The 24351-nt window shown below is 30.5% G+C and carries 19 protein-coding genes; 8 read left to right on the forward strand and 11 right to left on the reverse strand.

Going from position 1 to position 24351, the window contains the following annotated elements; all coding sequences use genetic code 11:
- The first annotated feature begins 10 nt into the window (after positions 1-10).
- Positions 11-826: a UbiA prenyltransferase family protein gene (locus ABD771_RS03645; protein WP_345090812.1), complete on the forward strand. Its 816-nt coding sequence runs from the start codon at positions 11-13 to the stop codon at positions 824-826.
- Here the strand turns inward: ABD771_RS03645 and ABD771_RS03650 are convergent.
- From ABD771_RS03650 to ABD771_RS03695, 10 genes are all read right to left on the reverse strand, one after another.
- Positions 803-1261 carry an SRPBCC family protein gene (locus tag ABD771_RS03650; protein ID WP_345090814.1) on the reverse strand — a complete coding sequence of 153 codons (459 nt, stop codon included), beginning with the start codon at positions 1259-1261 and terminating at the stop codon, positions 803-805. The genes ABD771_RS03645 and ABD771_RS03650 overlap by 24 nt on opposite strands.
- Before the next feature lie 2 nt (positions 1262-1263).
- Entirely contained in the window at positions 1264-2046 is a 783-nt protein-coding gene (locus ABD771_RS03655) for a fatty acid desaturase family protein (RefSeq protein ID WP_345090816.1), read from the reverse strand.
- An 11-nt stretch (positions 2047-2057) separates the two neighbouring features.
- Positions 2058-2498 carry a hypothetical protein gene (locus tag ABD771_RS03660; protein ID WP_345090819.1) on the reverse strand — a complete coding sequence of 147 codons (441 nt, stop codon included), beginning with the start codon at positions 2496-2498 and terminating at the stop codon, positions 2058-2060.
- Positions 2495-2857, reverse strand: a complete 363-nt coding sequence (locus tag ABD771_RS03665) for a hypothetical protein (RefSeq protein ID WP_345090822.1) — start codon at positions 2855-2857, stop codon at positions 2495-2497. Before ABD771_RS03665 ends, ABD771_RS03660 begins: the two co-directional genes overlap by 4 nt.
- Positions 2854-3564, reverse strand: a complete 711-nt coding sequence (locus ABD771_RS03670) for a YqjF family protein (protein WP_345090825.1) — start codon at positions 3562-3564, stop codon at positions 2854-2856. Before ABD771_RS03670 ends, ABD771_RS03665 begins: the two co-directional genes overlap by 4 nt.
- 399 nt (positions 3565-3963) lie before the next feature.
- Positions 3964-4467, reverse strand: a complete 504-nt coding sequence (locus ABD771_RS03675) for a GbsR/MarR family transcriptional regulator (protein ID WP_288132980.1) — start codon at positions 4465-4467, stop codon at positions 3964-3966.
- 143 nt (positions 4468-4610) lie between these two features.
- Positions 4611-6635, reverse strand: coding sequence for a M3 family metallopeptidase (locus tag ABD771_RS03680; protein ID WP_345090829.1), 2025 nt, complete (start codon positions 6633-6635; stop codon positions 4611-4613).
- Between the two features lie 98 nt (positions 6636-6733).
- Positions 6734-7219 carry a 5-(carboxyamino)imidazole ribonucleotide mutase gene (purE, locus tag ABD771_RS03685; protein WP_298119717.1) on the reverse strand — a complete coding sequence of 162 codons (486 nt, stop codon included), beginning with the start codon at positions 7217-7219 and terminating at the stop codon, positions 6734-6736.
- A 221-nt stretch (positions 7220-7440) separates the two neighbouring features.
- Positions 7441-8592: a 5-(carboxyamino)imidazole ribonucleotide synthase gene (locus ABD771_RS03690; RefSeq protein WP_345090833.1), complete on the reverse strand. Its 1152-nt coding sequence runs from the start codon at positions 8590-8592 to the stop codon at positions 7441-7443.
- 42 nt (positions 8593-8634) lie between these two features.
- Positions 8635-9168 (reverse strand): hypothetical protein, encoded by a 534-nt coding sequence (locus ABD771_RS03695; RefSeq protein WP_345090835.1) that lies wholly within the window; start codon positions 9166-9168, stop codon positions 8635-8637.
- 99 nt (positions 9169-9267) lie between these two features.
- On the opposite strand from ABD771_RS03695, the gene hpt reads away from it, so the two are divergent.
- The 5 genes from hpt to ABD771_RS03720 all read left to right on the forward strand — a co-directional run bounded on the left by hpt (position 9268) and on the right by ABD771_RS03720 (position 15381).
- Positions 9268-9798, forward strand: a complete 531-nt coding sequence (gene hpt / locus ABD771_RS03700) for a hypoxanthine phosphoribosyltransferase (RefSeq protein ID WP_345090838.1) — start codon at positions 9268-9270, stop codon at positions 9796-9798.
- Between the two features lie 35 nt (positions 9799-9833).
- Positions 9834-10406: an adenylate kinase gene (locus ABD771_RS03705; RefSeq protein WP_345090842.1), complete on the forward strand. Its 573-nt coding sequence runs from the start codon at positions 9834-9836 to the stop codon at positions 10404-10406.
- Between the two features lie 171 nt (positions 10407-10577).
- Positions 10578-11807, forward strand: coding sequence for a hemolysin family protein (locus tag ABD771_RS03710; RefSeq protein WP_425556443.1), 1230 nt, complete (start codon positions 10578-10580; stop codon positions 11805-11807).
- Positions 11808-11955: 148 nt separating this feature from the next.
- The gene (gene obgE, locus ABD771_RS03715) at positions 11956-12990 is read left to right on the forward strand and encodes a GTPase ObgE (protein ID WP_345090847.1); all 1035 of its coding nucleotides are present in this window, start codon (positions 11956-11958) and stop codon (positions 12988-12990) included.
- A 240-nt stretch (positions 12991-13230) separates the two neighbouring features.
- The gene (locus ABD771_RS03720) at positions 13231-15381 is read left to right on the forward strand and encodes a S46 family peptidase (RefSeq protein ID WP_345090849.1); all 2151 of its coding nucleotides are present in this window, start codon (positions 13231-13233) and stop codon (positions 15379-15381) included.
- Positions 15382-15620: 239 nt separating this feature from the next.
- On the opposite strand, the gene ABD771_RS03725 is transcribed toward ABD771_RS03720, so the two are convergent.
- Complete coding sequence (locus tag ABD771_RS03725; RefSeq protein ID WP_345090851.1) at positions 15621-22106, reverse strand: alpha-2-macroglobulin family protein; 6486 nt, start codon at positions 22104-22106, stop codon at positions 15621-15623.
- A gap of 130 nt (positions 22107-22236) precedes the next feature.
- Between ABD771_RS03725 and ABD771_RS03730 the strand changes: the two genes are divergently transcribed.
- Positions 22237-22926: a tetratricopeptide repeat protein gene (locus ABD771_RS03730; RefSeq protein ID WP_345090854.1), complete on the forward strand. Its 690-nt coding sequence runs from the start codon at positions 22237-22239 to the stop codon at positions 22924-22926.
- 69 nt (positions 22927-22995) lie between these two features.
- Positions 22996-24351: a UDP-N-acetylmuramate--L-alanine ligase gene (locus ABD771_RS03735; protein WP_345090856.1), complete on the forward strand. Its 1356-nt coding sequence runs from the start codon at positions 22996-22998 to the stop codon at positions 24349-24351.

Genomic DNA, 24351 nt, shown 5'->3' on the forward strand with positions numbered 1-24351 from the left:
GTTTTGTAGCATGCGATTTTTTAGAAAACTTTTCGGTTTTTACATCAATTCAAGCATTCATGTGGCTTTGTCTGTTTATGCTTTGGTGCAGTTGACGCAAATTTTGTTTAGCATTTCTAATGATTTTGCTACTTCTTACTTCGCTTTTTTTGGAACTATTGTTGGATATAATTTTGTAAAATATGATGCTTTAGCAAGAACAAAAAAAGTACAAATGTCACTTCAATTAAAAGGAATTGCCTTTTTGAGTTTTCTATCTTTGATAGCTACTGGATATTATTTTTTGCAATTAGAAAAAACTGCAAAAATCATTGGTTTTGTATTTCTCGCTATAACATTATTATATACTTTACCGTTCTTTCCCAACAAAAAAAATGCTCGAAATTGGGCTGGATTTAAAATTTACATTGTGGCATTGTGTTGGGTAGGAGTGACGCTTTTTCTCCCAATAATTAATAACAGTTTGCCTTTAACAAGTTATATGTTTTTGGTTGCAGCACAACGATTTATATTGATTTTTGTATTGATATTAATTTTTGAAATCATCGATTTAAGATTAGATGATCCGCATTTGAAAACCGTTTCGCAGCAAATAGGAGTCGTAAAAACCAAACGAGTAGGAGTTACGTTGATGGTTTTATTCGTGTTGTTAGAATTTTTATCGACTGATTTTAGAATAGAATTTTTTGCTTTGAAATCGGCTTTGGCAATAACAACGATTTTATTCTTGTTGTTTTCAAATGAAAATCGTTCACGCTATTATGCCTCTTTTTGGGTGGAAAGTATTCCTATTTTTTGGTGGTTATTTTTGGTGGTTTTCGGCTAATTCTTTTAGAACTTTATTGCGATCAGAAATAAAATTAGTTAAATGTTTTTTCAGAAGAAGTACATCAAATAATTTTCCAAAAATACCATAAGGCGTTTGATATTGAATTTTATCAATCATCATTATAAATCCGTTTCCATCGATGAAGGAATGCTCGTGTTTGAAGGACTTAAACTTACCTTCAACCATTTCATCCACAAAATAACTTGGAATTTCCATTGCTGAGATTATGCTTTTATGAGTTAAATAGAATCCAAAATGTTTACCACGCCAAGTAACGGTTTCTCCTTTATTAATCAAGCCAGAAGTTATCCCATCAATAGCAGTTTCGTTAGATTTTGCTGTGGATATTTTATGAACATCAATATTTCTTGATAAGTCGAAGATTATTGCTATCGGTGCTTTAATTTTAGTTGTAAGGTTTATTGTGGTCATTATTAGAAAGTATTTTTCTTTTCAATTTCTGGTAATATTTTATCTATTCTCATTGCTAATTCTGGTAGTTTGATTGTTGGAACTGCTGGAAATAAATGATGTTCTAAATGATAAAACATACTAAAGGTTATTTTGTTTTTCCATTTGCCTCTTTGAGTTCTAGCCATTTCAGGATTTTCTTCTGTATCGTGATGTACTGTCCAAACAGCAAAAAAAGCCATTAGAAATTCAGCAAAAATCATTATACAAATGTGATAAATTAAAAAATCAATTTTAAAGTAGAATGCAATAAATACGAATATTGCAATGGAACACAACTCTAAAATCATGTTTTTTATGTAATTTTTGTTTCCAAGTTCAAAAGTGACTTTATGAATTAAAAACATATGAATTGGTCCATATAAAATAGCCTCATACCATTTCATTTTTGCTGATTTACCTTCATAATCTTCATCAGACAAACAATATTTGTGATGCCTAATGTGATTGAATTTCACTGCATGAATTGAAACCATTAGTAATATACTATTTGAATAAACTGTAAACCAAGTTAAAAATTTATTAGTTCCTAATGAATTGTGGAAACCATTATGAACTTGTCTCAAACCGGTTAAAAAGAAAAAGGCAGAAAACGGTAACGCTAAAAGATAATATCCAAAATAAGCTAAAGTTATCGAAATAACAAACCACGGAATAGTTAGATTATTTTCAATTAACATTTCTTTGAAAGTTAGGTTTTTCAAATCTTTCCACTCCACTTTTTTAAGGATTTCTTGATGTGTCATTTTTTGATATTTTACAACTTATAATGCCCAATTAAATTATGAATGAAAAGTAGTGTATTTACCACTGCAAAAAGAACAAAAAGAGTATTCATAAAATAGCTTCCAACTTTAAATAAGGTTCTTTTCGGAATGTCATACATTGGATAATACGCAATTTGAGTGGCTACTTTTCCAACCCAATAAGCAGCAATCAATCCAGTTAATGCAACTGCAAGAGCTGACTGTTCTTTTAATTCATTTGTAAATAAAATGGCAATCAATCCAAATGAGAAGTTTAAACCTTGGATATATCTTCCGTAGGTTTTTGCAATTTCTTGGTTTAATGGTTTCAATTGTTTCACATCATTATACCAATCAAAAACTTGATGACGGATGTAAGGATAAATCATTGCTGTAAATATTTGACCTATTCCACTTAGGATAATCAGCCAATTTGGTATAATGAAGTTCATAAGTTTATTTTTTTAAGTTCGTATTCGCTTGTGATTTTTCTCATAATAATAAAAAAATATATTGCAATTGACATTGGGAAGAGTACCATTAATGTAAGTTCAATGAAATCATTACTTGATTGATAGTAAAACTGCTCTAAATAAAGCAAAGTGAGCTCTGTTATAGTTGCAAACCAGTATATTGTTAAATGTTTTTTAGCATATCTTGATTTCAGATAAGTAATATAAGTTAGAATAATTGCAGATATAACTTGAATTATCCCAAGTGGAATTTGTGCTAACATTCCAAGATATAAAGTAATAAATAGAGTTAATGTAGTATAAAATGCAATATTGTTTATTTTTCTTAAAGTTTTCATCGTATAGTTTTTTTACCTTCAATAGTAATTTTTGAACCCAATGCTAGAAATTCAGATGTTGGCACCAAGTCTTGTAAAAATTTAAAATCGTTACCATAAATACTTTCTAAATCAACATTAATTTTTGATTGAATTACTTTTAGTTGTTCCCATCTTGGATGCGAAACAGCATATTCAATTGATTTATCTTTATTGTAATTGGTGTAACCAAAATAATGTTCAGTGATGAATTCGGCTTCTGAATTTGGTTCAATTGGAATTGCTTTTTTCTCAGTTGTCATTGCGATAGAATTCCATTTAGCATTTTTATACCATTCGTATTGAAAAGATTTTGAAGTTTCGTTTTCAGTTCTGGAATTACGCATTTTCATGGTTTGATAATGTTCATTGTATAAGGTGTTGGCAACAATTGAAATGGCATGCTTCGGAACAATCTCTTTAACGAAAACAACGCCTCGTTTCCAAATTCCATTTTCGAATCTTTTCACATAAAATCGTAAATTGACTTCTTCAAAATTTATATGAAAAGGAACTTTGATTCCTAAAACTTTTACGTTTTCAAACATAAATCCGATTAGACTGATGTAACATTTGTCGTTCCATAAGTCGATTTCGGTACCTTTTGGAACATAATTTTCTAAAATTTTTGGATCAATTTCGTAATTGAACATTGCTAAATCATTCCACTCTGCTGTTAAGAAGCTCATTTGTTAAGTATATTAAATTTAGAATCAGAAAAGCTGCAATAGTTTATGTATAAATTATAAAGTGCAATTATTAGGCACGCATAAAAGAATTCATTTATGAAAAATTTGAAAAATAGTGTTACAATAAACCAATAAATTATTAAAAGAATTAGCAAGAGTCTATCATTTGCAATAGCATAAAACGTTAAAGTAAAGGCTATAAAAACCTGAAAGAATCCAAGCAACATTAAGAATCCATCACTGCTATCTAAATTGTAGCCAACAACATTTTCTATGAAAACAGGAATAAGAGCTACTATTGTTAGAATTAAGTTTAGGTAAAATACAAACTGTCTCATGATTATTTATTGTTTTAAACTTTCAGAAAAAAATGAAAGTTTTGATTAAATTTTTTTAGTTTTATTTCATTATTTTAACAACCAATTTTGCCAACCAATTGTCTTTGTATTCCGTCATTTTGTCTAACATATTATCTGCTTTTAGAACAAAATCATACAATTTAGTGGTTTGATCTACAAAATGTTTTTCTTCTGCTGTATTGTCAGATGTTATTGAGGAAACTTCTTTTAAAACTTTCAAAGCAGGTTTGATTTCACGTTTACTACGTTCTCTTGAAATTTTCACTGCTAATTCGTCTAAATCTTTTTCGGCAGTGAAAAATTCTCTTCTTTCACCAGCTTTGTATTCTTTGTAAACAATTCCCCAATCCATTAAGGCTCTTAAGTTCATAGAAGCATTTCCTCTTGAAATTTGCAATTCTTCCATAATGTCTTCCATCGAAACTGCCTCGTGCGAAACCATCAACAGCGCATGAATTTGAGCCATGGTTTTGTTAATTCCCCATTGACTACCCAATGCACCCCAAGTTTGAACGAATTTATTTTTAGCTTCTTTGAATTCCATTTTGATGGTTATTTCATTTTGATAGGACAAAGATATATAAAAGTTTTTAAAGTTTCAAAAAAAAATGAAAGTTTATTTTAAAAAGAAACCGAAGCTGAACTTCGGTCATTTTTTTTCGGACTTCGTATTTCGTAACTCGTACTTTAAATCAATCCAGCACGTTTCAGCAACGCATCAGCTTTTGGTTCTTGACCTCTAAATTTTTTATACAATTCCATTGGTAATTCTGTTCCACCTTTTGAAAGTACATTGTCTTTAAATTTCGTAGCCACTTCTTTATTGAAAATTCCTTTTTCTTGAAAATAAGCAAACGCATCAGCATCTAAAACTTCTGCCCATTTGTAACTGTAATATCCAGAGGAATATCCTCCTTGAAATATGTGTGAAAAAGAAGTACTCATGCAATTTTCTTCTACATCAGGATATAGACTTGTACCTTCCATGGCTTGTTTTTCAAAAGCTTTGACATCAGCAATAGTTTGAGATTTTCCGTGATACGTCATATCTAAAATTCCGAAACTCAATTGACGTAACGTTGCCATTCCTTCTAAAAAACTCGCGCTTTCTTTGATTTTTTCTACATATTCTTGCGGAATGATTTCTCCTGTTTCATAATGTTTAGCAAACAAAGCCAAAGCTTCTGGCTCGTAACACCAATTTTCCATCACTTGACTTGGTAATTCCACAAAATCCCAATAAACAGAAGTTCCAGATAGGCTTGGATAAGTTGTATTGGCTAACATTCCGTGTAATGCGTGACCAAATTCGTGGAATAAAGTTGTTACTTCATTGAAGGTTAGGAGTGAAGGTTTCGTTTCTGTTGGTGGAGTAAAATTACAAACGATAGAAACGTGTGGTCTTTCATTGATTCCGTTTTTCACTGCTTGCGATTTATATGATGTCATCCAAGCGCCATTTCGTTTTCCTTTTCTTGGGAAAAAATCGGAGTAGAAAATGGCAACTAATTGTCCTTCGAAATCCAAAACTTCAAATGTTTGAACATCTTCATGGTATTTGTCTATATCAAAAACTTCTTTAAAAGTAATTCCGAATAGTTTTTCTGCAATAGCAAATGCTCCATTTAAAACATTTTCTAACTTGAAATAAGGTTTTAAAATTTCATCATCAAAGTTGAATAATTTTTGTTTCAATTTTTCTGAATAGTAAGCGCCGTCCCATTTTTCTAGTTGGTCAATTCCGTCTAGTTCTTTTGCGAAAGCAGTTAGTTGAGCAAATTCTTTTTGGGAAGCAGGTTTTGCTTTTTCTAATAAATCATTCAAAAAAGAAAGTACTTTTTCAGGATTTTGAGCCATTCGTTCTTCCAAAACAAAATCAGAATGTGATTTGTATCCTAATAAATTAGCACGTTTATGACGTAATTCTACAATGCGTTTTACGTTTTCTTTATTATCGAATTCGTTATTTTGAAACGATTTTTTTCCAGCTGCTATTGCAATTTCTTTTCGCAATTCACGATTTTCAACATAAGTAACAAAAGGTAAATAACTAGGAAAATCTAATGTGAAAACCCAACCTTCCAATTCTTTTGATTTTGCCAAACTCGCTGCCATTTCTTTAGTGCCATCAGGCAAACCTTTTAAATCAGCTTCGTTTGTAATATGCAATTGATAGTTGTTGGTTTCAGCCAAAACATTTTCGCCATACGTCAATTTGATTTTGGCTAATTCAGTATCAATTTCGCGTAATTTTAATTTGTCTCCTTCATTAAGTAAAGCTCCATTTCTTGAAAATCCTTTGAATTTTTTATCCAATAAAGTCGCTTGTTCTGTAGTTAAAGTCAAATTATCTTTTTGATCATAAACGGCTTTAACTCGTTTGAATAAATCTTCATTTAAAGCGATATCATTACTAAATTCAGTCATCAACGGAGAAACTTCTTGAGCAATTTTTTGCATTTCGTCACAAGTTTCTGCCGAATTCAAATTGAAGAAAATCGATGATAATCTATCCAATTGTTCGCCAGAAAAATCTAAAGCAACAATCGTATTTTCAAATGTTGGAGCATCAGAATTTGTAATTATGGCATCAATTTCAGCTTTTGCTTGAGCGATATTTTCGATAAAAGCAGCTTTGTAATCTTCTAATTTTATTTGCGAAAAAGGTGCAGTATTATGTTTGGTGTTGAATATTGAGGTAAGTATTTTCATTTTTTTATTTCACAGAGTTTCACAGAGTTTTTTCACAGAGATTTACAAAAAAAGAACTATTTTCTTTGAGCAAATCTCAGTGATTCTCTGTGCAATTTTTATTTTTTCAATTCAGATGCAGCTTTATTCACCGCTTCTTTTAGACTTTCTTTGTAGAAAATGATTTTGTCTAACACACATTTATCATGACTTCCTATGATTTGTGCGGCTAGAATTCCGGCATTTTTAGCTCCGTTTAAAGCAACCGTTGCTACAGGAACTCCACCTGGCATTTGAAGAATCGATAATACCGAATCCCAACCATCGATAGAATTACTAGATTTTACAGGAACTCCAATTACAGGAAGAGGCGACATAGAAGCAACCATTCCAGGTAAATGAGCCGCACCACCAGCACCAGCAATAATTACTGAAATTCCGCGAGTGTGTGCATTTTTACTAAAATCAAATAGTTTCTCAGGAGTTCTATGTGCCGAAACAATATCCACTTCGGTTTCGATGTCAAATCCTTTTAAGATGTCGATCGCTTCTTGCATCACGGGCATATCGGAGATACTTCCCATTATTATGGCTACTTTGCTCATTATTGTTGTTTTATTATTTGAAAAATAAATATTTGATTAAATAGATTATAAATGTAATTATGAAAAGGTAAAGAATGATTAGTATAAGAAATGAAAAAAATGCTTTATTTCTTTCTCCTTGATATTCATTTTTATCAGATAAAATTATCCAATTCTTATTTATAAGATTTGAAGAATCTGTCACATTAATAAAATTAATGATGATGTCTAAAACATCCATATTAACTTATAACTCTGATACTATTCTTAACTTCTTCCGCAACTTTCCTAGCTTCAACCATATTCTCATTTACAATTGTAACGTGTCCCATTTTTCGGAAAGGTCTTGTTTCTCTTTTGCCATAAATGTGTGGCGTTACACCATCAATCGCCATGATTTTTTCAATGTTTTCGTAAATTACTTGACCCGAAAAACCTTCTTCACCGACCAAATTTACCATAATTCCGGCAACTTTGCTATCAGTGTTTCCTAATGGTAAATCTAAAACGGCACGTAAATGATTTTCAAATTGCGAAGTATAACTCGCTTCTATCGAATAATGTCCCGAATTATGAGGTCTTGGAGCAACTTCGTTTACCAAAATTTCATTGTCTTCTGTTTGAAACATTTCTACCGCTAATAATCCAACGTGATTGAAAGCTTCAGAAACTTTAAGTGCAATCTCGGTTGCTTTTTGAGCTACTTTATCATCAATTCGTGCAGGACAAATTACATATTCAACTTGATTAGCTTCGGGATGGAATTCCATTTCCACTACAGGATAGGTTTTCACTTCTCCAGAAACGGAACGAGTAACAATTACTGCCAACTCATTTTTAAACGGAACCATTTGCTCTGCAATGCATTCCACTTCGGGTAAATTAATTAAATCTATTGTTGAACGAACTATTTTTACACCATTTCCATCGTAACCAAATTGTGCACATTTCCATACAAAAGGAAATTCTAATTCGTCTTTTTCTAACGATTTTCTCAAATCATTCAAATCTACAAATCGTTGATGAGGTGAAGTTGGTATGTTATTTTCAACATAAAAGTCTTTTTGACGACCTTTATTCTGAATCAATCGCAATGTTTTTGGTGATGGAAATATAGGTAATCCTTCCGATTCCAAAACGTCTAAAGCATCAAGGTTTACGTTTTCGATTTCGATGGTTAACAAATTTACCATTTTTCCAAATTGGTAAACGGTGTCATAATCCATCAAACTCCCTTTATAAAAAGCATTGCAACTGTATCTTGCCGGAGCTTCTTCGCTTGGTTCCAAAACCAAAGTTTGAATGTCGAATTTTCTAGTTTCGGTCAATAGCATTTTGCCTAATTGTCCGCCACCGAGAATTCCTAATTTAAAATCGGATGAGAAATAATTCATTGTGTTGTTGTAGTTGTTTGTGCAAAGATAAACATTTGAAAATTATTTTAATCGCTTCAAAATATCTTTCACTGCCGATTTGTAACCGGGAGTTTGATAGCTGCAATCTCTTTGAAGCAAAACTTTTAATTCCTCATTTACCCAAGTGTGTTTTTTGCCAAGATTGTACAAAGTTCGCATGGTATAGGTAGCATTTGCAGCTTTGTTAGATTCAATCAACCAATCCAAACAAGTTTCAATTATTTTTTCTTCTTGATTTTCGGTTAATAAATATTTTTTAGAATTGGATAAAAACAAACAAATTTTAGAAATAGAACGAATTGCAGAATCAGATTTGTATTGATGTAACGTTTCGCGAAAATTATCTAAAAAAGGTAAAAACAAATCCATTCTTTCTTCACAAATCAATTCCAAAATCCAACACGCTTTATGATGGTTTTTATCCTTAACATTAAATGCAATTTCTAATAAATACTTTAAATAATAAGGATTGGCAAAGATGAAATTTTTATTATCATCTCTACTTTTCCTATGTGCCGTGCTTTTAGCAATTTGATTGTAATATGCTGTATTCATTTTGTAAATATATTAAATTAGCAAAAAAGTCAAAATACTTGTTATTAAATAGTTATTAGTTCGTAAATTTGCTCCTTTATTTTTTAAAACAACAACACAATGATACACCTTCACGATAAAACTTTCGAGCCATTTATTTCTTCAGAAGAAATTGACTTCGCAATTGCAAATATGGCCAAACAAATGGACGACGATTTTTTTGATGAAGTTCCAGTTTTTGTTGGAATTTTAAATGGTTCTTTTATGGTAATGTCCGATTTGATGAAACATTACAGAGGAATGTGTGAAGTGAGTTTTATGAAAATGGCTTCTTACGAAGGAACACAATCTACCAATGATGTTAAGCAACTAATCGGAATCAACGAAAATCTTGAAGGAAGAACGGTTGTAATCGTTGAAGATATTGTAGATACAGGAAATACAATTGAAGAATTAAAAACAATTTTCAAAGAAAAAGGAGTAAAGCATTTAAAAATCGCAACTTTATTCTTCAAACCAGAAGCCTATAAAAAAGATATTAAAATTGATTACGTAGGGATTAGAATTCCTAACAAATTCATCGTTGGATATGGTCTAGACTACGACGGATTGGGAAGAAATCTAGCAGACGTTTATCAATTAGCACAATAATCTAACAATCCAATAATCTAACAATCTTAATCAAAATGATCAACATCGTTCTTTTCGGAAAACCAGGTGCAGGAAAAGGCACACAAGCTGAATTTTTAAAAGAAAAATACAATTTAACGCATCTTTCAACAGGAGATATTTTTAGATTTAACATCAAAAATGATACTGATTTAGGAAAATTAGCCAAAACCTATATGGATAAAGGCGATTTAGTTCCAGATGAAGTAACTATCCAAATGTTGCAAAGCGAAGTTGATAAAAACCCACATTCGGCAGGATTTTTATTTGATGGTTTTCCAAGAACTTTAGCGCAAGCAGAAGCTTTAGATAAATTTTTAGAATCTAAAGATCAAAATATTACGGCTACTGTTGCACTTGAAGCGGATGATAATATTCTTGTAGCTCGTTTGTTAGAAAGAGGAAAAACTTCTGGAAGACCAGACGATCAAGATGAAGAAAAAATCAGAAATCGTTATGACGAATACAACCAAAAAACAGCACCTTTGATGGATTATTACAAAGCTCAAGGAAAATTTCACTCTGTAAATGGTATTGGAACCATTTTAGAAGTTAACGAACGATTGAATCAAATTTTCGATAAATTATAGTCTAAAGAATTGACTTGGAGATAAATTTCGAGCATTCAATTTTTTTTCAGATATTTGCACTCACAAAAGGAGCTATTTCCGATAATAGGGATTTATGCTCTTTTTTTGTAATTTTAAACTATGGAAATTTTAATAATACTTTTTCTAATCATTTTGAATGGTGTTTTTTCAATGTCAGAAATCGCATTGATTTCGGCAAGAAAAAACCGATTAGAAACGGCTGCAAAAAAAGGAAATGCCAATGCCAAAGCGGCTTTAGACTTGGCAAATTCACCAAACGAATTTTTATCAACAGTTCAAATTGGAATCACATTAATCGGAATTCTAACCGGTATTTATTCAGGTGATAAAATAACAACCGATGTTCAAAATTTTGTAGCATCATTTGAATCATTAAAACCTTATGCAAATTCAATAGCGGTTGGAATTGTAGTAGTAACTTTAACTTTTTTCTCTTTGGTTTTAGGTGAATTATTACCAAAACGTATTGGATTAAATTATCCAGAATCAATTGCAAAAGCCGTTGCAGTTCCAATGAAAATTGTGTCTAAGGTTACTATGCCTTTCATTTGGTTACTAACAACTTCTACAGATTTTTTACTGAAAATATTGCAAATAAAACCTACTGCCGACGGAAAAGTAACCGAAGAAGAAATCAAAGCAATTATTAAAGAAGGTACAGAAGGCGGAGAAATTCAAGAAATCGAACACGATATTGTGGAACGCGTTTTTCACATTGGAGATAGAAAAGTAAATTCGTTAATGACACATAGAAATTCTATTGTTTACTTTTCTTATGAAGATTCTGTTCAAGAAATAAAAGACAAAGTTCTTGACGAATTACACTCGTTTTATCCAGTTTGTGAAGACAATCTTGATGATGTTGAAGGAATTGTTCTTCTAAAAGATTTATTCGTAAGTTTTGAAAAAGGTGGTGAGTTTGATTTGAAGAAAATCACTAAAGAACCAGTATATTTCATCGAACATACATCAGCATATAAAGCCCTAGAAAATTTTAAAATATCTAAAGTGCACTATGCTTTAGTAACCGATGAACACGGAGTTTTTCAAGGAATTATTACATTAAATGATATTCTAGAAGCGCTAGTTGGTGATGCTGCCGATTTCTATGAAGATGAATTCAAAATCGTTGCTCGTGAAGACGGAAGTTGGCTTGTAGACGGACATTATTCTCTACACGATTTTCTAACGTATTTCGATATGGACGATTTGATAGGAGATTACGAAGTAACAACAGTAAGCGGATTGATCGTAACCGAATTAGGAATCATTCCAAAACAAGGACAAAAACTAATTTGGAACAAACTAGAATTTGAAGTTTTAGACATGGATGGAGTCAAAATAGACAAGATTCTTGTTACAAATATTAAAATTAATTAAATAAGTATTCAGTGATCAGTAATCAGTTCTCAGTTTTTCTGATGAATTGAATTTGTTCATTGAAAAAATAAATAGTGATAGGTGAAAGTATTTTTTTAGATAATCTAAATCACTGAATACTGAACACTGAACACTGAACACTAATAAAATGACAGAAGGAAATTTTGTAGACTACGTAAAAATATATGTTACTTCCGGAAAAGGAGGTAAAGGTTCTACGCATTTGCACAGAGAAAAATTTATTGAAAAAGGCGGCCCAGATGGTGGTGATGGTGGCCGTGGTGGACACGTTTATATAAAAGGAAACAAAAATCTTTGGACATTATTCCATTTGAAATTTGTAAAACACATGCGTGGTGGTCACGGTGGTGATGGAGGAAGTTCCAGAAGTACAGGTCACGATGGAGAAGATAAATACGTTGAAGTGCCACTTGGAACTGTTGTGAAAGATATCGAAACAGGAGAAATTCTTTTTGAAATTACAGAACATGGTGAAGAACGAATTCTAGCTCAAGGAGGAAAAGGTGGTTTAGGAAACTGGCATTTTCGAAGTTCCACAAACCAAACGCCAAGATATTCACAACCTGGAATGCCTTCAACTGAATTGGATGTTATTCTAGAATTAAAAGTTCTTGCCGATGTTGGTTTAGTAGGTTTCCCAAATGCAGGAAAATCGACATTACTTTCAGTTTTAACTTCTGCTAAACCAAAAATTGCAGATTATCCGTTTACAACTTTAAAACCTAATTTAGGAATTGTTGCTTACAGAGAATTTCAATCGTTTGTAATTGCAGATATTCCTGGAATTATTGAAGGTGCAGCTGAAGGAAAAGGGTTAGGACATTATTTCTTACGTCATATTGAAAGAAATTCAACTTTATTGTTTTTAGTTCCAGCTGATGCTGATGATATCAAAAAAGAATACGAAATTCTATTAGACGAATTACGTCGTTACAATCCAGAAATGCTAGATAAAGACAGACTTTTAGTAATCTCAAAATGCGATATGCTTGATGATGAATTAAAAGCAGAAATGAAACAACATCTAGATAAATCCAAACTCGGAATTCCATATATGTTCATTTCATCTGTTGCACAGCAAGGTTTAACAGAATTAAAAGATAAACTTTGGGAAATGCTAAATGTAGAAGATGAAAAGCCTGAGAACAGCCACGGTTTGTAAGATATTTCTAAATAAAGTAAAGCTTCGAAATTTTCGAGGCTTTTTTTTGTGTTTTGATTTCCTAAAGTAAAGTTAAAATTAACTTATTAATTCAGGTTTTCGACCATAAAATTTAAATAATCCTCAAAAAATCGTAATTTCGCAACACTAAAATTTTGCAATATTCAATTCAAAGTGTAACAAATTGCATTTTAAATAGACTATTAGCTAACAAACAATTAACCTTTTATATTTTCAATTATGAAGAAAATTTTATTATCCTTAATTGCTGCCATTATGCTTGTTCCAACAAGTGTTAAAGCTGACGAAGGAATGTGGTTTTTAATGTTCATCGAACGTTTGAATCACCGCGATATGCAAAAAATGGGCTTGCAATTGACAGCCGAAGAAATCTACAGCATCAACAATCATAGTTTGAAAGATGCTATTGTACAATTCAACGGAGGTTGTACAGCAGAAATCATCTCTAAAGATGGTTTAGTTTTAACAAATCACCACTGTGGTTATGATGCTATTGCAGAATTATCATCAGCAGAAAAAAACTATTTAAAAGATGGTTATTGGGCTGCAGATAGAAAATCTGAAATGAAACCATCAAGCTTATATGTACGCTTCTTTGTTCGTATGGACGATTGTACAAAAAGAATTTTAGCAGTAGTAAACTCAAGTATGAGCGAAGCAGATAGAGAAAAAGCTATCAATGCTGAAATTGCTAAAATTGAAAAAGAAAATAACGAAGGTGGAAAATATACAGTTTCTGTTCGTCCATTTTTTCAAGGAAATGAATACTATTATTTTGTTTATCAAGATTATAAAGATGTTCGTTTAGTTGGAACTCCACCTGAAAGTTTAGGAAAATTTGGTGGTGATACAGACAACTGGGAATGGCCACGTCACACAGCAGATTTCTCAATGTTTAGAGTTTATGCAAACGCTGATGGTTCTCCAGCAGAATATTCTGAAAATAATGTTCCGTTAAAACCAAAACATTATTTACCAGTTAATTTAAGTGGTGTTAAAGAAAATGATTTTGCAATGATTCTTGGATATCCAGGAAGAACTAACCGTTGGATGCCAGCCGGTGGAATTGAGCAAAATGTAAAATTTGCATATCCTGCTTGGGTTGAAGGTGCGAAAACAGGTATGGATGGAATGAAAAAATATATGAATCAAAGTGATGCTTTGAATCTTGTATATGCTTCTAAATATGCTTCAACTGCTAATTATTGGAAAAACCGTCAGGGAATGATTGATGCTTTAACCAAATTTGGTACTGCAAAATCTAAAGCAGCCCAAGAAGCTAAATTTAATAAATGGGCAAACAAACCAGCAAATAAAGCTAAATACGGAAACGTAATTGCTAACATAAATAATTTTTATGCTTTAACAAACGAGAAATCTCGTCACGATAACTACTTACAACAATTATTCAGAACATCTTCTTTCGGAACTATTGGAAGAAGTTTAGGAAGACAATTAGATTTGTATGTGAAAGCTGATGCTGCAAAACGTGCTACAATGGCACCTCAAATCACTGAGATGGCTACAGAAATGTTTAAAGAATTACACATTCCTGCAGAAAAAGACATTCTTGCAGCTCAATTGAAAACATATGCAACTAAATCAACAGGTTATGCAATTGCTCCTATGGTAAAACAAATTGGAGATGCTAACAATAATGATTTTACAAAATATGTAAACGCTGCATTTGATTTAAGTATTTTTACATCAGTAGATAGAGTTAAAGCATTCTTAGATTTACCAAGTGAAGCTATGCTAACAAACGATCCATTATATGCTTTGTCAAATGATATGGTTGCACATTTCGGAAAAAAATCGGATGAAGTAACTAAAGCTCAAAATGATTTTGCCTCTTCATTCCGTTTATTGGTAGAAGGTTTAAGAGAATCTAAAATTGGAGCTATTAAATATCCAGATGCTAACTCAACGTTGCGTTTAACTTACGGAAAAGTTCGTTCACTTCCTGCTGACAAAAGAAATGATGCAGTTGTAAATAACTACACTACACTTGCAGGTCAAGTTAAAAAATACAAAAAAGGAGATCAAGAATTTGATTTACCAGCGCGTGTTTTAGAAATGAACAAAAACAAAGATTTCGGTCGTTATGCAGATAAAGATGGTTCACTTCACGTGAATTTCTTAACGGATAATGATATCACAGGAGGAAACTCAGGTTCGCCAGTTCTTAACGGAAAAGGAGAATTAATCGGACTAGCTTTTGACGGAAACATTGAAGCAATGGCTGGTGATGTAATCTTTGATAACAAATTACAAAGAACAATCAACGTAGATATTCGTTACGTACTTTGGGTAATCGAAAATTTCTCAGGTGCTAAACACATCGTTGACGAAATGACTTTGGTAAGATAAACCAAAGTACGAATTACAAAATACGAATTACGAGATAATCGTAAAATAATAACTCCGAATTAAGAAATTAGTTCGGAGTTTTTTTATGAGCGAAAGGCTCGGGAATTTTTTGTTTCCATATTCCTGCTTTTCGCACTGCACGGCAGTTGCTTCAAATGCTGAGCATTCACCAAACACTTATATAAAATAAAAGTCAAGTGAGGTAATCAGGGCTAGATAGTAATTGTATCGAACAAATGTTACTCATTTACAATTACTCTTAATCCTTTAGTATGGCTAGTGTATTCTGGAGCATACATACTTTGTATTGTTGTTATTCCATTTGAAAAATCACCAATATTATTCACTCTAATATCATATTCTATAACATAAGTTCCTTTGTTTATTTTGTCAAAAAAGAAGTGAGTTGCAGCATCTTTTGTACTCAAGTAATATCCTAAACCATCATTCCATTTATATTCTGAAAGAACATTTACTGGTTCAAAACAAGAAGCTCTCATATCTTTTAAATGAATAAATTCTAGATCTTCTTTTGTTGTGATTACTAAGCGAACAGTAACTAAATCTCCCAATTTTAATGTGTTTTCGGCTGTAATTCTTTGTAATTCTTCACCTTTAGCAGTATTTTTCTTTATGAATAGTTCTTTAGTAGTGGATAATAAACTTCCAATATTAGTTTTTATTTTGTCTAAATCTTCAAAATATTGCCAATATACACCACCGTAACCCGGAACATCAGTCTTGTTTTGAATAGAAATAGAAGCCATTTCTTTAGTAATCTCATTAGACTTCCATGCCATTTTAATATAACCTGTTTCAGCTTCTTTTTCGTTTTCAGAAAGTTTTCGTGTCATTATTTTTTTATCACCAATGTTAAAAATTGTATTATCCTTAATACTAAGCCAATCTTTTCCTTGAAGTAATAAAGCATAAATGGCTTCAGTTGTTGATTTTGTTGTTGGCCAATTTTTAGTTTGTTTGCTTTTTAATAACCATACTTTCATTTCATCAACTGATTTTGAATCATTATTAATTTCAGAGAAAGCTTCAATAAGTAATGCTTGTGTTTCAATTGGTGCTTGATACCAATTCCAACCTGATGTGTTTTCAATCCAATACATTCCTAAATCCTCATTGTTAGATGAATTTTCTTTTAGACTTTCAATTATCTTTTTAGCAGTAAATTTTTCATCAAATCTATTTAAGACTAATGACGCTAAACCTTTATTATAAATAGTATAATTGTGCCAATTCGATTTGATTGTTTTTAGTTGCTTATTAATAATTAGTTTTACTTTTTCCGAAATAGGAAAACTATCTAAATAAAAACTTCTAGCATATAAATAATGTAAATCCTCATAAGGATTGTTTTTATAGTTTTTAACTTCAATATTGATGTTTCTTTCTAAATATTTAGTATCTAAATAAGGTAGTGCAGTATTATTGATTTCTTTAAAACTCAAATTGTTATCATTGTTTGTTTTAAGTATTTGCAAATGACCAAGTCCTGCAACAATATGAGTTGTAATATATTCATTCTCTGTTCCTCCATCAAACCAAGCAAACCCTCCAGATGGTCTTTGTTTTTCTTTTAATTTATTAAAAATGTTATTAGATGAGGTCTTCATATTCTCTAAGTCAAATAATAACGCTAGTTTTTTCTTTTTTTCTTCTTCGTTTTCAATATCATTTATCCAAGGAGTTTCTGCTAAAATTAATGATTTTAGTTCTTCATTTAGGTCTAATTTAGACACTGGCTTTCCTGAATTTTTCCAATCTTCAAATACTTTTCCAATTTTTGGATTACTATTTATTATTTTGGTTGCCAATACATTTGCATAATACCTTGCAAAAGTTTGCTCGGCACATTCATGTTCATATTCCATTAAATAGGGTAGTGATTGAATTGCTATCCAAGTTGGATTGGAAGTGTATTCTAATACAAATTGGTGATTTGTTAAAGTATTTGAAATGTTGTTTTTTAAATTATCAAACGAATATTCTTTTTTGGAGTTTTCTCTAACCCAAATAGGAATACTCTCTGTAACTAGTATGTTATTTGTTAAAACTGGTAAGACACTTTCTTCTCCATCAGAAAAATTATCTGCTTTAGCAATTAGCTTATATTGAATTCCTTGAATTCCTTGAGGAATTGTAATTTTCCATTTCATAATTGTATTTCCAGTTGGAGTTATTGTAAAGTTTTTTGCACTATTTAAATTGAATGTTTTACTATCAATGTTTTCCATTGTAGTTGCATCAAATAATTGTAAAATAGCAGTTCCAATTTTAGAACTTGAAGTTAGATTGCTCACTTTAGCTGAAATTTCTATAGTGTCACTTTCTCTGAAAAACCTTGGCATATTTGGAACTATCATCAGTTCTTTTTGGGTAATTACGGATTTTTCTATATAGCCCATTGTAGCATCTTTTTTATGAGCCAATAATCTAAATTTCCACTGAGTTAATTCTTCTGGACTTTTAAAGCTAAAATGTATTTTTCCGTTAGCATCCGTTTTAAGATTTGGATAGAAAAAAGCTGTTTCGTTTCTGTTTGTTCTTGTTTTTACAGTGGTTAACATTTCTTGAGCTCCATATGTTGTAGTAACTATTACTACACCATTTGCACCTTGTGAACCATAAAGAGCAGCTCCTTGTGCACCTTTAATTATGTTCAGGTCAATTATAGAATCAATAGGCATTTGCGCTAGTGTATTTGCATCTGAAATTTTACCATCAATAACAATCAAAGCATCATTACTGCCGTCTATACTTTTGTTTCCTCTTAATGAAATTTTTACATTTGAGTTTTCTCCAACTCCTGTAGTGTTTATTTGTACACCAGATATTTTTCCTAATAAAGTTTGAATAGCATTTGGATTTGAAGATTGAACAAGTTCTTTGAAACCAATTTGTTTTTGAGCAGAAACAGTAGCGTCTTTAGATCTTTTTATTCCCATTGCGCCAACAACTACTTCATTTAAAACAGTCTCATCTTCTTTAAGAGATACTTTTATGCTTTTAGCTTCATTAACTGTAATAATTTTGTTTTCATAGCCAACAAAAGAAAATATAAGTGTCTCTCCAGGAGCAGCTTCGATTTCAAAATAACCGTCCATATCTGAGGACACTCCTCTTGTTGTTCCTTTAATAACAATATTTGCGCCTGGTAATGGTAGTTTGCCATCGGTTATAAATCCGTAAATTGTTTTAGCATTTATTGGTTTTCTAGCTTTTTTGGTGATTTGTTTTTTATATTCTTTGGTTACTATTTGGTTGTTCTTATTGTTAAAATCAAATCCAAACCACATTAATTGATTACTTTCATTTTGAAATTCAATAGTAGAAAAATTATAATTAAAATTATTTATGAAAAACTCTATTGTCTCAAATCCAATAGCAGTTTTTCCAGAAAAATAACTTCTATAATATTGTTGTGAAATTAAGTTATTCCAATAACTACTTTTAAATTGGTCTAGTGAGCTATCATACATTGAAGCCAATGCTTCAAATTCGAATTTTTGACCATCTTCATTTATTATGAACGACCAATTTTCGTTTTTTCCAGGTTCTAATTTGTTTCTAAATGTTTCTGTTTCTATAGTTATTTTCGGAGTATCTTCAATTATTAAAACGTCTTTGGTAAATATGAAGCGTTGATTGTCATAAACAGTTTCCAATCCAATTTTAAAAACATTTTTAATTTCTTTTTGAATGGGTATCTTTAATTCAGTCTTATTGTTTTCAATTGAAAGGCTTTTTTCAAAAAAAACTTTACTATCAAAAACGCCATAACTAGATAAATAAAGTTCAGGTACAGCACTATTTATTTGAACTAAAACATACCCATCTTTTTTTGGGTCTTTGTTAAGTTGTTGTATGGTGATTAATTCATCAGCAAAAGATTGTTTGTCATTAATTTGATACAATTCAAACGAAGCTTTAGTTTCTATGTTATTATTTGATTTATCATTAGCTGTAAAAACTAATTTATAATAGCCTGATTTGTAATTAGAAATAAAATCTAATGCAATAGATTTATCTACACTAGTGTTTATTTTTTTTGAAAACACTAAGGTTCCAACGGTATTTTCTTCATTGATTTTTTGATTATTTTCATTTGGAAATAATTTTTCAAAATCTTCATTAGTAATTAGATTTATTTCTGGTTTTTCAAAAACACGTTTTTTAAACTTTCTTTTAAATCCATCAATAAAAAAAAGCTTTAGTTCTCCATTTGTAGTAACAAATTGATTATTTAAATTAGTACTATTTAATAAAATATTGTTTTTTTCGTTTGAGATAACTTTGCTTGGAATTTTAATGTCGAGTTTTAATGATTGTTTTCCAATAGTAATATTAGTTTCTGCAGAATGGGTTTCACCATTATTATCGGTTATGTCAGCTTTTATGGTGTAGTAATAAGTTGGATTTTTTTCAAATTCAAAATCTTCGTCAGCTTTTGCCACAAATTCAATTTTAAAATTCCCAAGATTATCAGTTGTTGTGTTAGAAGAAATAAAAGATTCATCATTATTAGTGTAGTTTCTCTTATTAATACTATAGGAAACTTTTGCGTTAGATATTGAACTTCCTGCAAATGATTTTGCTTTACCAGTAATTGTTATTTTATCATTTAAAGTATAACTCTCTTTGATTGGTTCAAAATTAATTTCAAATTTAGGTCGTTTATATTCTTCTACGCTAAATCTAATTTCAGAATATTCAAATTTGCCATTATCCCAAATAGGGTGTTCCTCTTCGATTTTATTGAATAATGCATCGTTTTCATAGTTTTCAGGTTCTTCGGCACTTATTGTGAATTCACCTGTTAAACCATTTTTTGGCAAAATAAATTCTCCATTGAATGAGCCAAAGTCATTAGTTGTAACATCAAATGATTTTATTTCTGAATAATTTGCGTCTTCAATTATAATGTGAACAAGAAAGTTAGGAATCACTTTATGAACTCCATTTTGGTTTTGTATAGCTATTCCTTTATAGTAAACAGTTTGTCCAGGTCTATAAATACCTCTGTCAAGATAAATACATACTTTTGCTTTTATTTCTTCATCTTCTTCATTCTCATATTTGTTTAAATTATGTAAATAATTCCCATCTAAATTTAATGTATCACTTTTATTTATAATAGTTATCTTACGATAATTATAGTTTGAGTTTTTTATTTTGCTTTCATCAAATTGAATTATTCCTTCTTTGTCTGTGATTAAATTAAAATCATTGCTTTTTACTTGACAATTTTCAATTGGTTTACCTGTTTTTCTGTCTAATACTTGGTAAACTGAATTTGATTTGTTTTCGTATCCTAAAACACAACTATTAGAAATAGTAATTATTCTATAGATAGCTTTTTTATCATCAAAATTTTCAATTTTAAGTAAGTAACTTCCAAGTTCTAGTTTTGGTAACAGTACTTCTGTTGTATAATTAAAATAATCATTATTACTTTTTAAAGAGAATTCGTGTGATTTATAGATTTTGTTTTTAGAAATAAAATTATTAACGATACTGTCATTTAAAAGATCTTTACTATCAAATTTAGAAGTTATCTTATAGAAATTAATATCAAATTTGTCTATGTTTTTATAGCTAATAAAGGCACGAGTATTTTCATTTTCATAAGATTGTTTTTGAATTTTTATGCTTAACTCTTTTAATGTAATTTGATGTTGTTTTAAAGTTGCTTTTTTAAATGTATTTGATCTGTTTTTTAAAGTAAGAACGCTGTCTAAACAAGCAACAGCTTTAATATTAAAATCAGGATATTTATCCTTTGATGCATATTTATTGTAGATACTAGCTTTTTCAAATAAAATTCTTTGCATTAAAATTTCATTAGATGTCTCTTTTTTCAAAAGGTCTAATTTCTTTAAAAAATTAAAATCAGATTTTAAAATGTAATTATTGCAAAATAGTAACCTTTCTAATTCCATTTCAGATAATCCGGCAGGATAATCAAATTGTTGATATAGAAGTAAGATCTTTTTTATATTTTTATCTTTTAATGAATCAAATTTTATTTTTTTGAATTCTTCATTTGATACAGAAAATAAGTTTCTAGATTGTTGATTATTATTAGGGTTGTAGTAATGCCATTCTCTAATTTTAGTACTATAATAATCTATATTTGATTGGATTAAATAGTTGTATAATGATGATTTATTAAAGTATTCTTCATTAAAGAAATCGAAAATTTCTGAATAGTTTTTAAGATTAGTATTTTTTAAAATTTCTTCATTTTCAAGCGTTTCTTCATATGTAATTTCAATTTTATCTTCAAAATCTTTATCTGTCCAAGTTAGAAAATCATTAGCTTTTATTGAATCAAGTTTTGTTCTTTTCTGAAGTTTATATCTATTAACTAACAAATAAGAATTTAGACATTTTGCATAAACCAAATTCAATAATGCTTTTGAAGGAATTGAGGCCTTGTTAATTTCATATTCTAAATTAGAAATAATTTTATATTGAGCCTCTTCTTCTAAAGACATAATATACTTGGATTTATAAAAAAAACACTTTATAATCTGAACCTCATTTTTGTCAGTAACTGCTTTATTGTAAATTGTTGTTACTTCGCGAAATGCCGATTTTGTTTTATTATCAATTTCAAGCTTAATAACTTTTTCCCAAGATTTTTCATACTTCTGTGCAAATGATGATATAGAAAATATATAAATAAGTAAGATTGTAATTTTTTTCATAAATGTGAGTTTCTATATATAGAGTATGATTTTTTTAAAAAGGTTGGAATTGGTTTTATTTTATTAAAATTAGTTTAAAAAAATAACATACTCAAACCAATTTCTTATTTTTGAAAAATAATAACAACCCATGAAATTTCTACCTTTTTTATTTCTTCTAATTTCCTTCAATATGATGGCTGAAACTGATTTTGAAAAAGCAGAAAAACTCTACAAACAAGAAAAGTACGATCAAGCTAAAACTCTTTTTGAAAGCTATTTAAAATCCAATCCAAATCATTACAAAACGGTTGAGTTTCTTGGTGATATCGCAGGGCATCAAAAAAAGTGGGATGAAGCTATCAAACAATATAAAGTTTTAAAAACTCAGTTTCCTAAAACAGCCAATTATTGGTACAAATATGGTGGAGCTCTCGGAATGAAAGCCAAATCAGTTAATAAATTCAAGGCTTTAGGAATGATTGATGATGTGGAAAGCGCTTTTCTCACAGCAGCAAAATTAGATGTGAAACATATCGATTCACGTTGGGCATTGGTAATGCTTTACATAGAATTGCCAGGAATTGTTGGTGGAAGTGAGGCTAAAGCTGTAAAATATTCTAACGAATTAATGGAACTTTCTAAAGTAGATGGCTACCTTTCCAAAGGTTACATCGACGAATATTTCAACCGTTATAAAAAAGCAGAAGCAAATTATATAAAAGCACACGAAATTGGCAATTCAAAAACCACTTTTCAAAAATTATATAATTTATATTTGAATAAAATTAAAGACAAGGCGAAAGCAACAAAGTTAAAAGAACAATTCGAAAAAAAATAACAAAACTCAAATTCCAAATTCCAATAATTATAGGTTTGGGATTTGGAATTTTAATAATTGGAATTTCAAATGCGTACACATTTCATAGCCATTGGCGGTGCAGCCATGCACAATTTAGCATTAGCATTACACAATAAAGGATATCAAGTTACAGGAAGCGACGACGCGATTTTTGAACCATCAAAATCACGTTTAGAAAAAAAAGGTTTGCTGCCAATTGAAATGGGTTGGTTTCCTGAAAAAATCACTCAAGATATTGAAGCTATTATTTTAGGAATGCACGCCAAAGCAGACAATCCTGAGTTGTTAAAAGCAAAAGAATTAGGATTGAAAATCTATTCTTACCCTGAATTTTTATATGAGCAATCTAAAAATAAGACAAGAGTTGTAATTGGTGGTTCACACGGAAAAACAACTATAACTTCAATGATTTTACACGTAATGCATTATCATAATATCGAAGTTGATTATATGGTTGGAGCTCAGTTAGAAGGATTTGACACCATGGTTCATCTAACAGAAAGTAACGATTTTATTGTCCTTGAAGGTGATGAATATTTGTCTTCTCCAATTGATAGACGACCAAAATTTCACTTATATCAACCTAACATTGCATTACTTTCGGGAATTGCTTGGGATCATATTAATGTGTTTCCAACCTTTGAAAATTATGTAGAGCAATTTGAAATTTTTGTAAATCAAATTACGAAAGGCGGAATTCTTGTTTACAATGAAGAAGACGAAACCGTAAAAAAAGTAGCCGAAAATTCTGAAAACCCAATCAGAAAAATTGCTTATCAAACGCCAAGTTACACGGTTGAAGATGGAACTACTTTGCTTGATACGCCGGAAGGTCCAATGCCAATAGAAGTTTTTGGCGCTCACAATTTGAATAATCTAGCAGGAGCAAAGTGGATTTGTCAAAATATGGGCGTTGATGAAGCCGATTTTTATGAAGCCATAGCCAGTTTTAAAGGAGCAAGTAAACGATTAGAAAAAATTGCAGAAGGAAAAGGAAAAGTAGCTTATAAAGATTTTGCCCATTCACCAAGTAAAGTTTCAGCAACGACAAAAGCGGTTAAGAATCAATATCCAGATAGAACTTTGATAGCGTGTTTAGAATTACACACTTATAGTAGTTTGAATGCCGAATTTTTAAAAGAATATCAAGGCGCACTTGACGCAGCAGATGTAGCCGTTGTTTTCTATTCTCCAGATGCTGTAAAAATCAAGCAGCTAGAAGAAGTAACATACGACCAAATTGCGCAATCATTTCAAAGGGAAGATCTAATAATTTATACCAATCCAGCCGATTTTAAGAATTTCTTATTCAGTCAAAACTTTGATAATTCTGCATTGTTATTAATGAGTTCAGGAAATTATGGTGGATTGAATTTTGATGAGGTTAAGGAGTTAATCAATTAG

The sequence above is a fragment of the Flavobacterium chungnamense genome, from assembly GCF_039539165.1.
Classification (GTDB): Bacteria; Bacteroidota; Bacteroidia; order Flavobacteriales; family Flavobacteriaceae; genus Flavobacterium; species Flavobacterium chungnamense.

Coding starts and splice junctions, on each gene's coding strand:
- ABD771_RS03730 (WP_345090854.1), top strand. CDS start 22,237: ATGAAATTTCTACCTTTTTTATTTCTTCTAATTTCCTTCAATATGATG.
- ABD771_RS03650 (WP_345090814.1), bottom strand. CDS start 1,261: ATGACCACAATAAACCTTACAACTAAAATTAAAGCACCGATAGCAATA.
- obgE (WP_345090847.1), top strand. CDS start 11,956: ATGACAGAAGGAAATTTTGTAGACTACGTAAAAATATATGTTACTTCC.
- hpt (WP_345090838.1), top strand. CDS start 9,268: ATGATACACCTTCACGATAAAACTTTCGAGCCATTTATTTCTTCAGAA.
- ABD771_RS03680 (WP_345090829.1), bottom strand. CDS start 6,635: ATGAAAATACTTACCTCAATATTCAACACCAAACATAATACTGCACCT.
- ABD771_RS03645 (WP_345090812.1), top strand. CDS start 11: ATGCGATTTTTTAGAAAACTTTTCGGTTTTTACATCAATTCAAGCATT.
- ABD771_RS03660 (WP_345090819.1), bottom strand. CDS start 2,498: ATGAACTTCATTATACCAAATTGGCTGATTATCCTAAGTGGAATAGGT.
- ABD771_RS03690 (WP_345090833.1), bottom strand. CDS start 8,592: ATGAATTATTTCTCATCCGATTTTAAATTAGGAATTCTCGGTGGCGGA.
- ABD771_RS03720 (WP_345090849.1), top strand. CDS start 13,231: ATGAAGAAAATTTTATTATCCTTAATTGCTGCCATTATGCTTGTTCCA.
- ABD771_RS03735 (WP_345090856.1), top strand. CDS start 22,996: ATGCGTACACATTTCATAGCCATTGGCGGTGCAGCCATGCACAATTTA.
- ABD771_RS03675 (WP_288132980.1), bottom strand. CDS start 4,467: ATGGAATTCAAAGAAGCTAAAAATAAATTCGTTCAAACTTGGGGTGCA.
- ABD771_RS03705 (WP_345090842.1), top strand. CDS start 9,834: ATGATCAACATCGTTCTTTTCGGAAAACCAGGTGCAGGAAAAGGCACA.
- ABD771_RS03710 (WP_425556443.1), top strand. CDS start 10,578: ATGTCAGAAATCGCATTGATTTCGGCAAGAAAAAACCGATTAGAAACG.
- ABD771_RS03695 (WP_345090835.1), bottom strand. CDS start 9,168: ATGAATACAGCATATTACAATCAAATTGCTAAAAGCACGGCACATAGG.
- purE (WP_298119717.1), bottom strand. CDS start 7,219: ATGAGCAAAGTAGCCATAATAATGGGAAGTATCTCCGATATGCCCGTG.
- ABD771_RS03665 (WP_345090822.1), bottom strand. CDS start 2,857: ATGAAAACTTTAAGAAAAATAAACAATATTGCATTTTATACTACATTA.
- ABD771_RS03670 (WP_345090825.1), bottom strand. CDS start 3,564: ATGAGCTTCTTAACAGCAGAGTGGAATGATTTAGCAATGTTCAATTAC.
- ABD771_RS03655 (WP_345090816.1), bottom strand. CDS start 2,046: ATGACACATCAAGAAATCCTTAAAAAAGTGGAGTGGAAAGATTTGAAA.
- ABD771_RS03725 (WP_345090851.1), bottom strand. CDS start 22,106: ATGAAAAAAATTACAATCTTACTTATTTATATATTTTCTATATCATCA.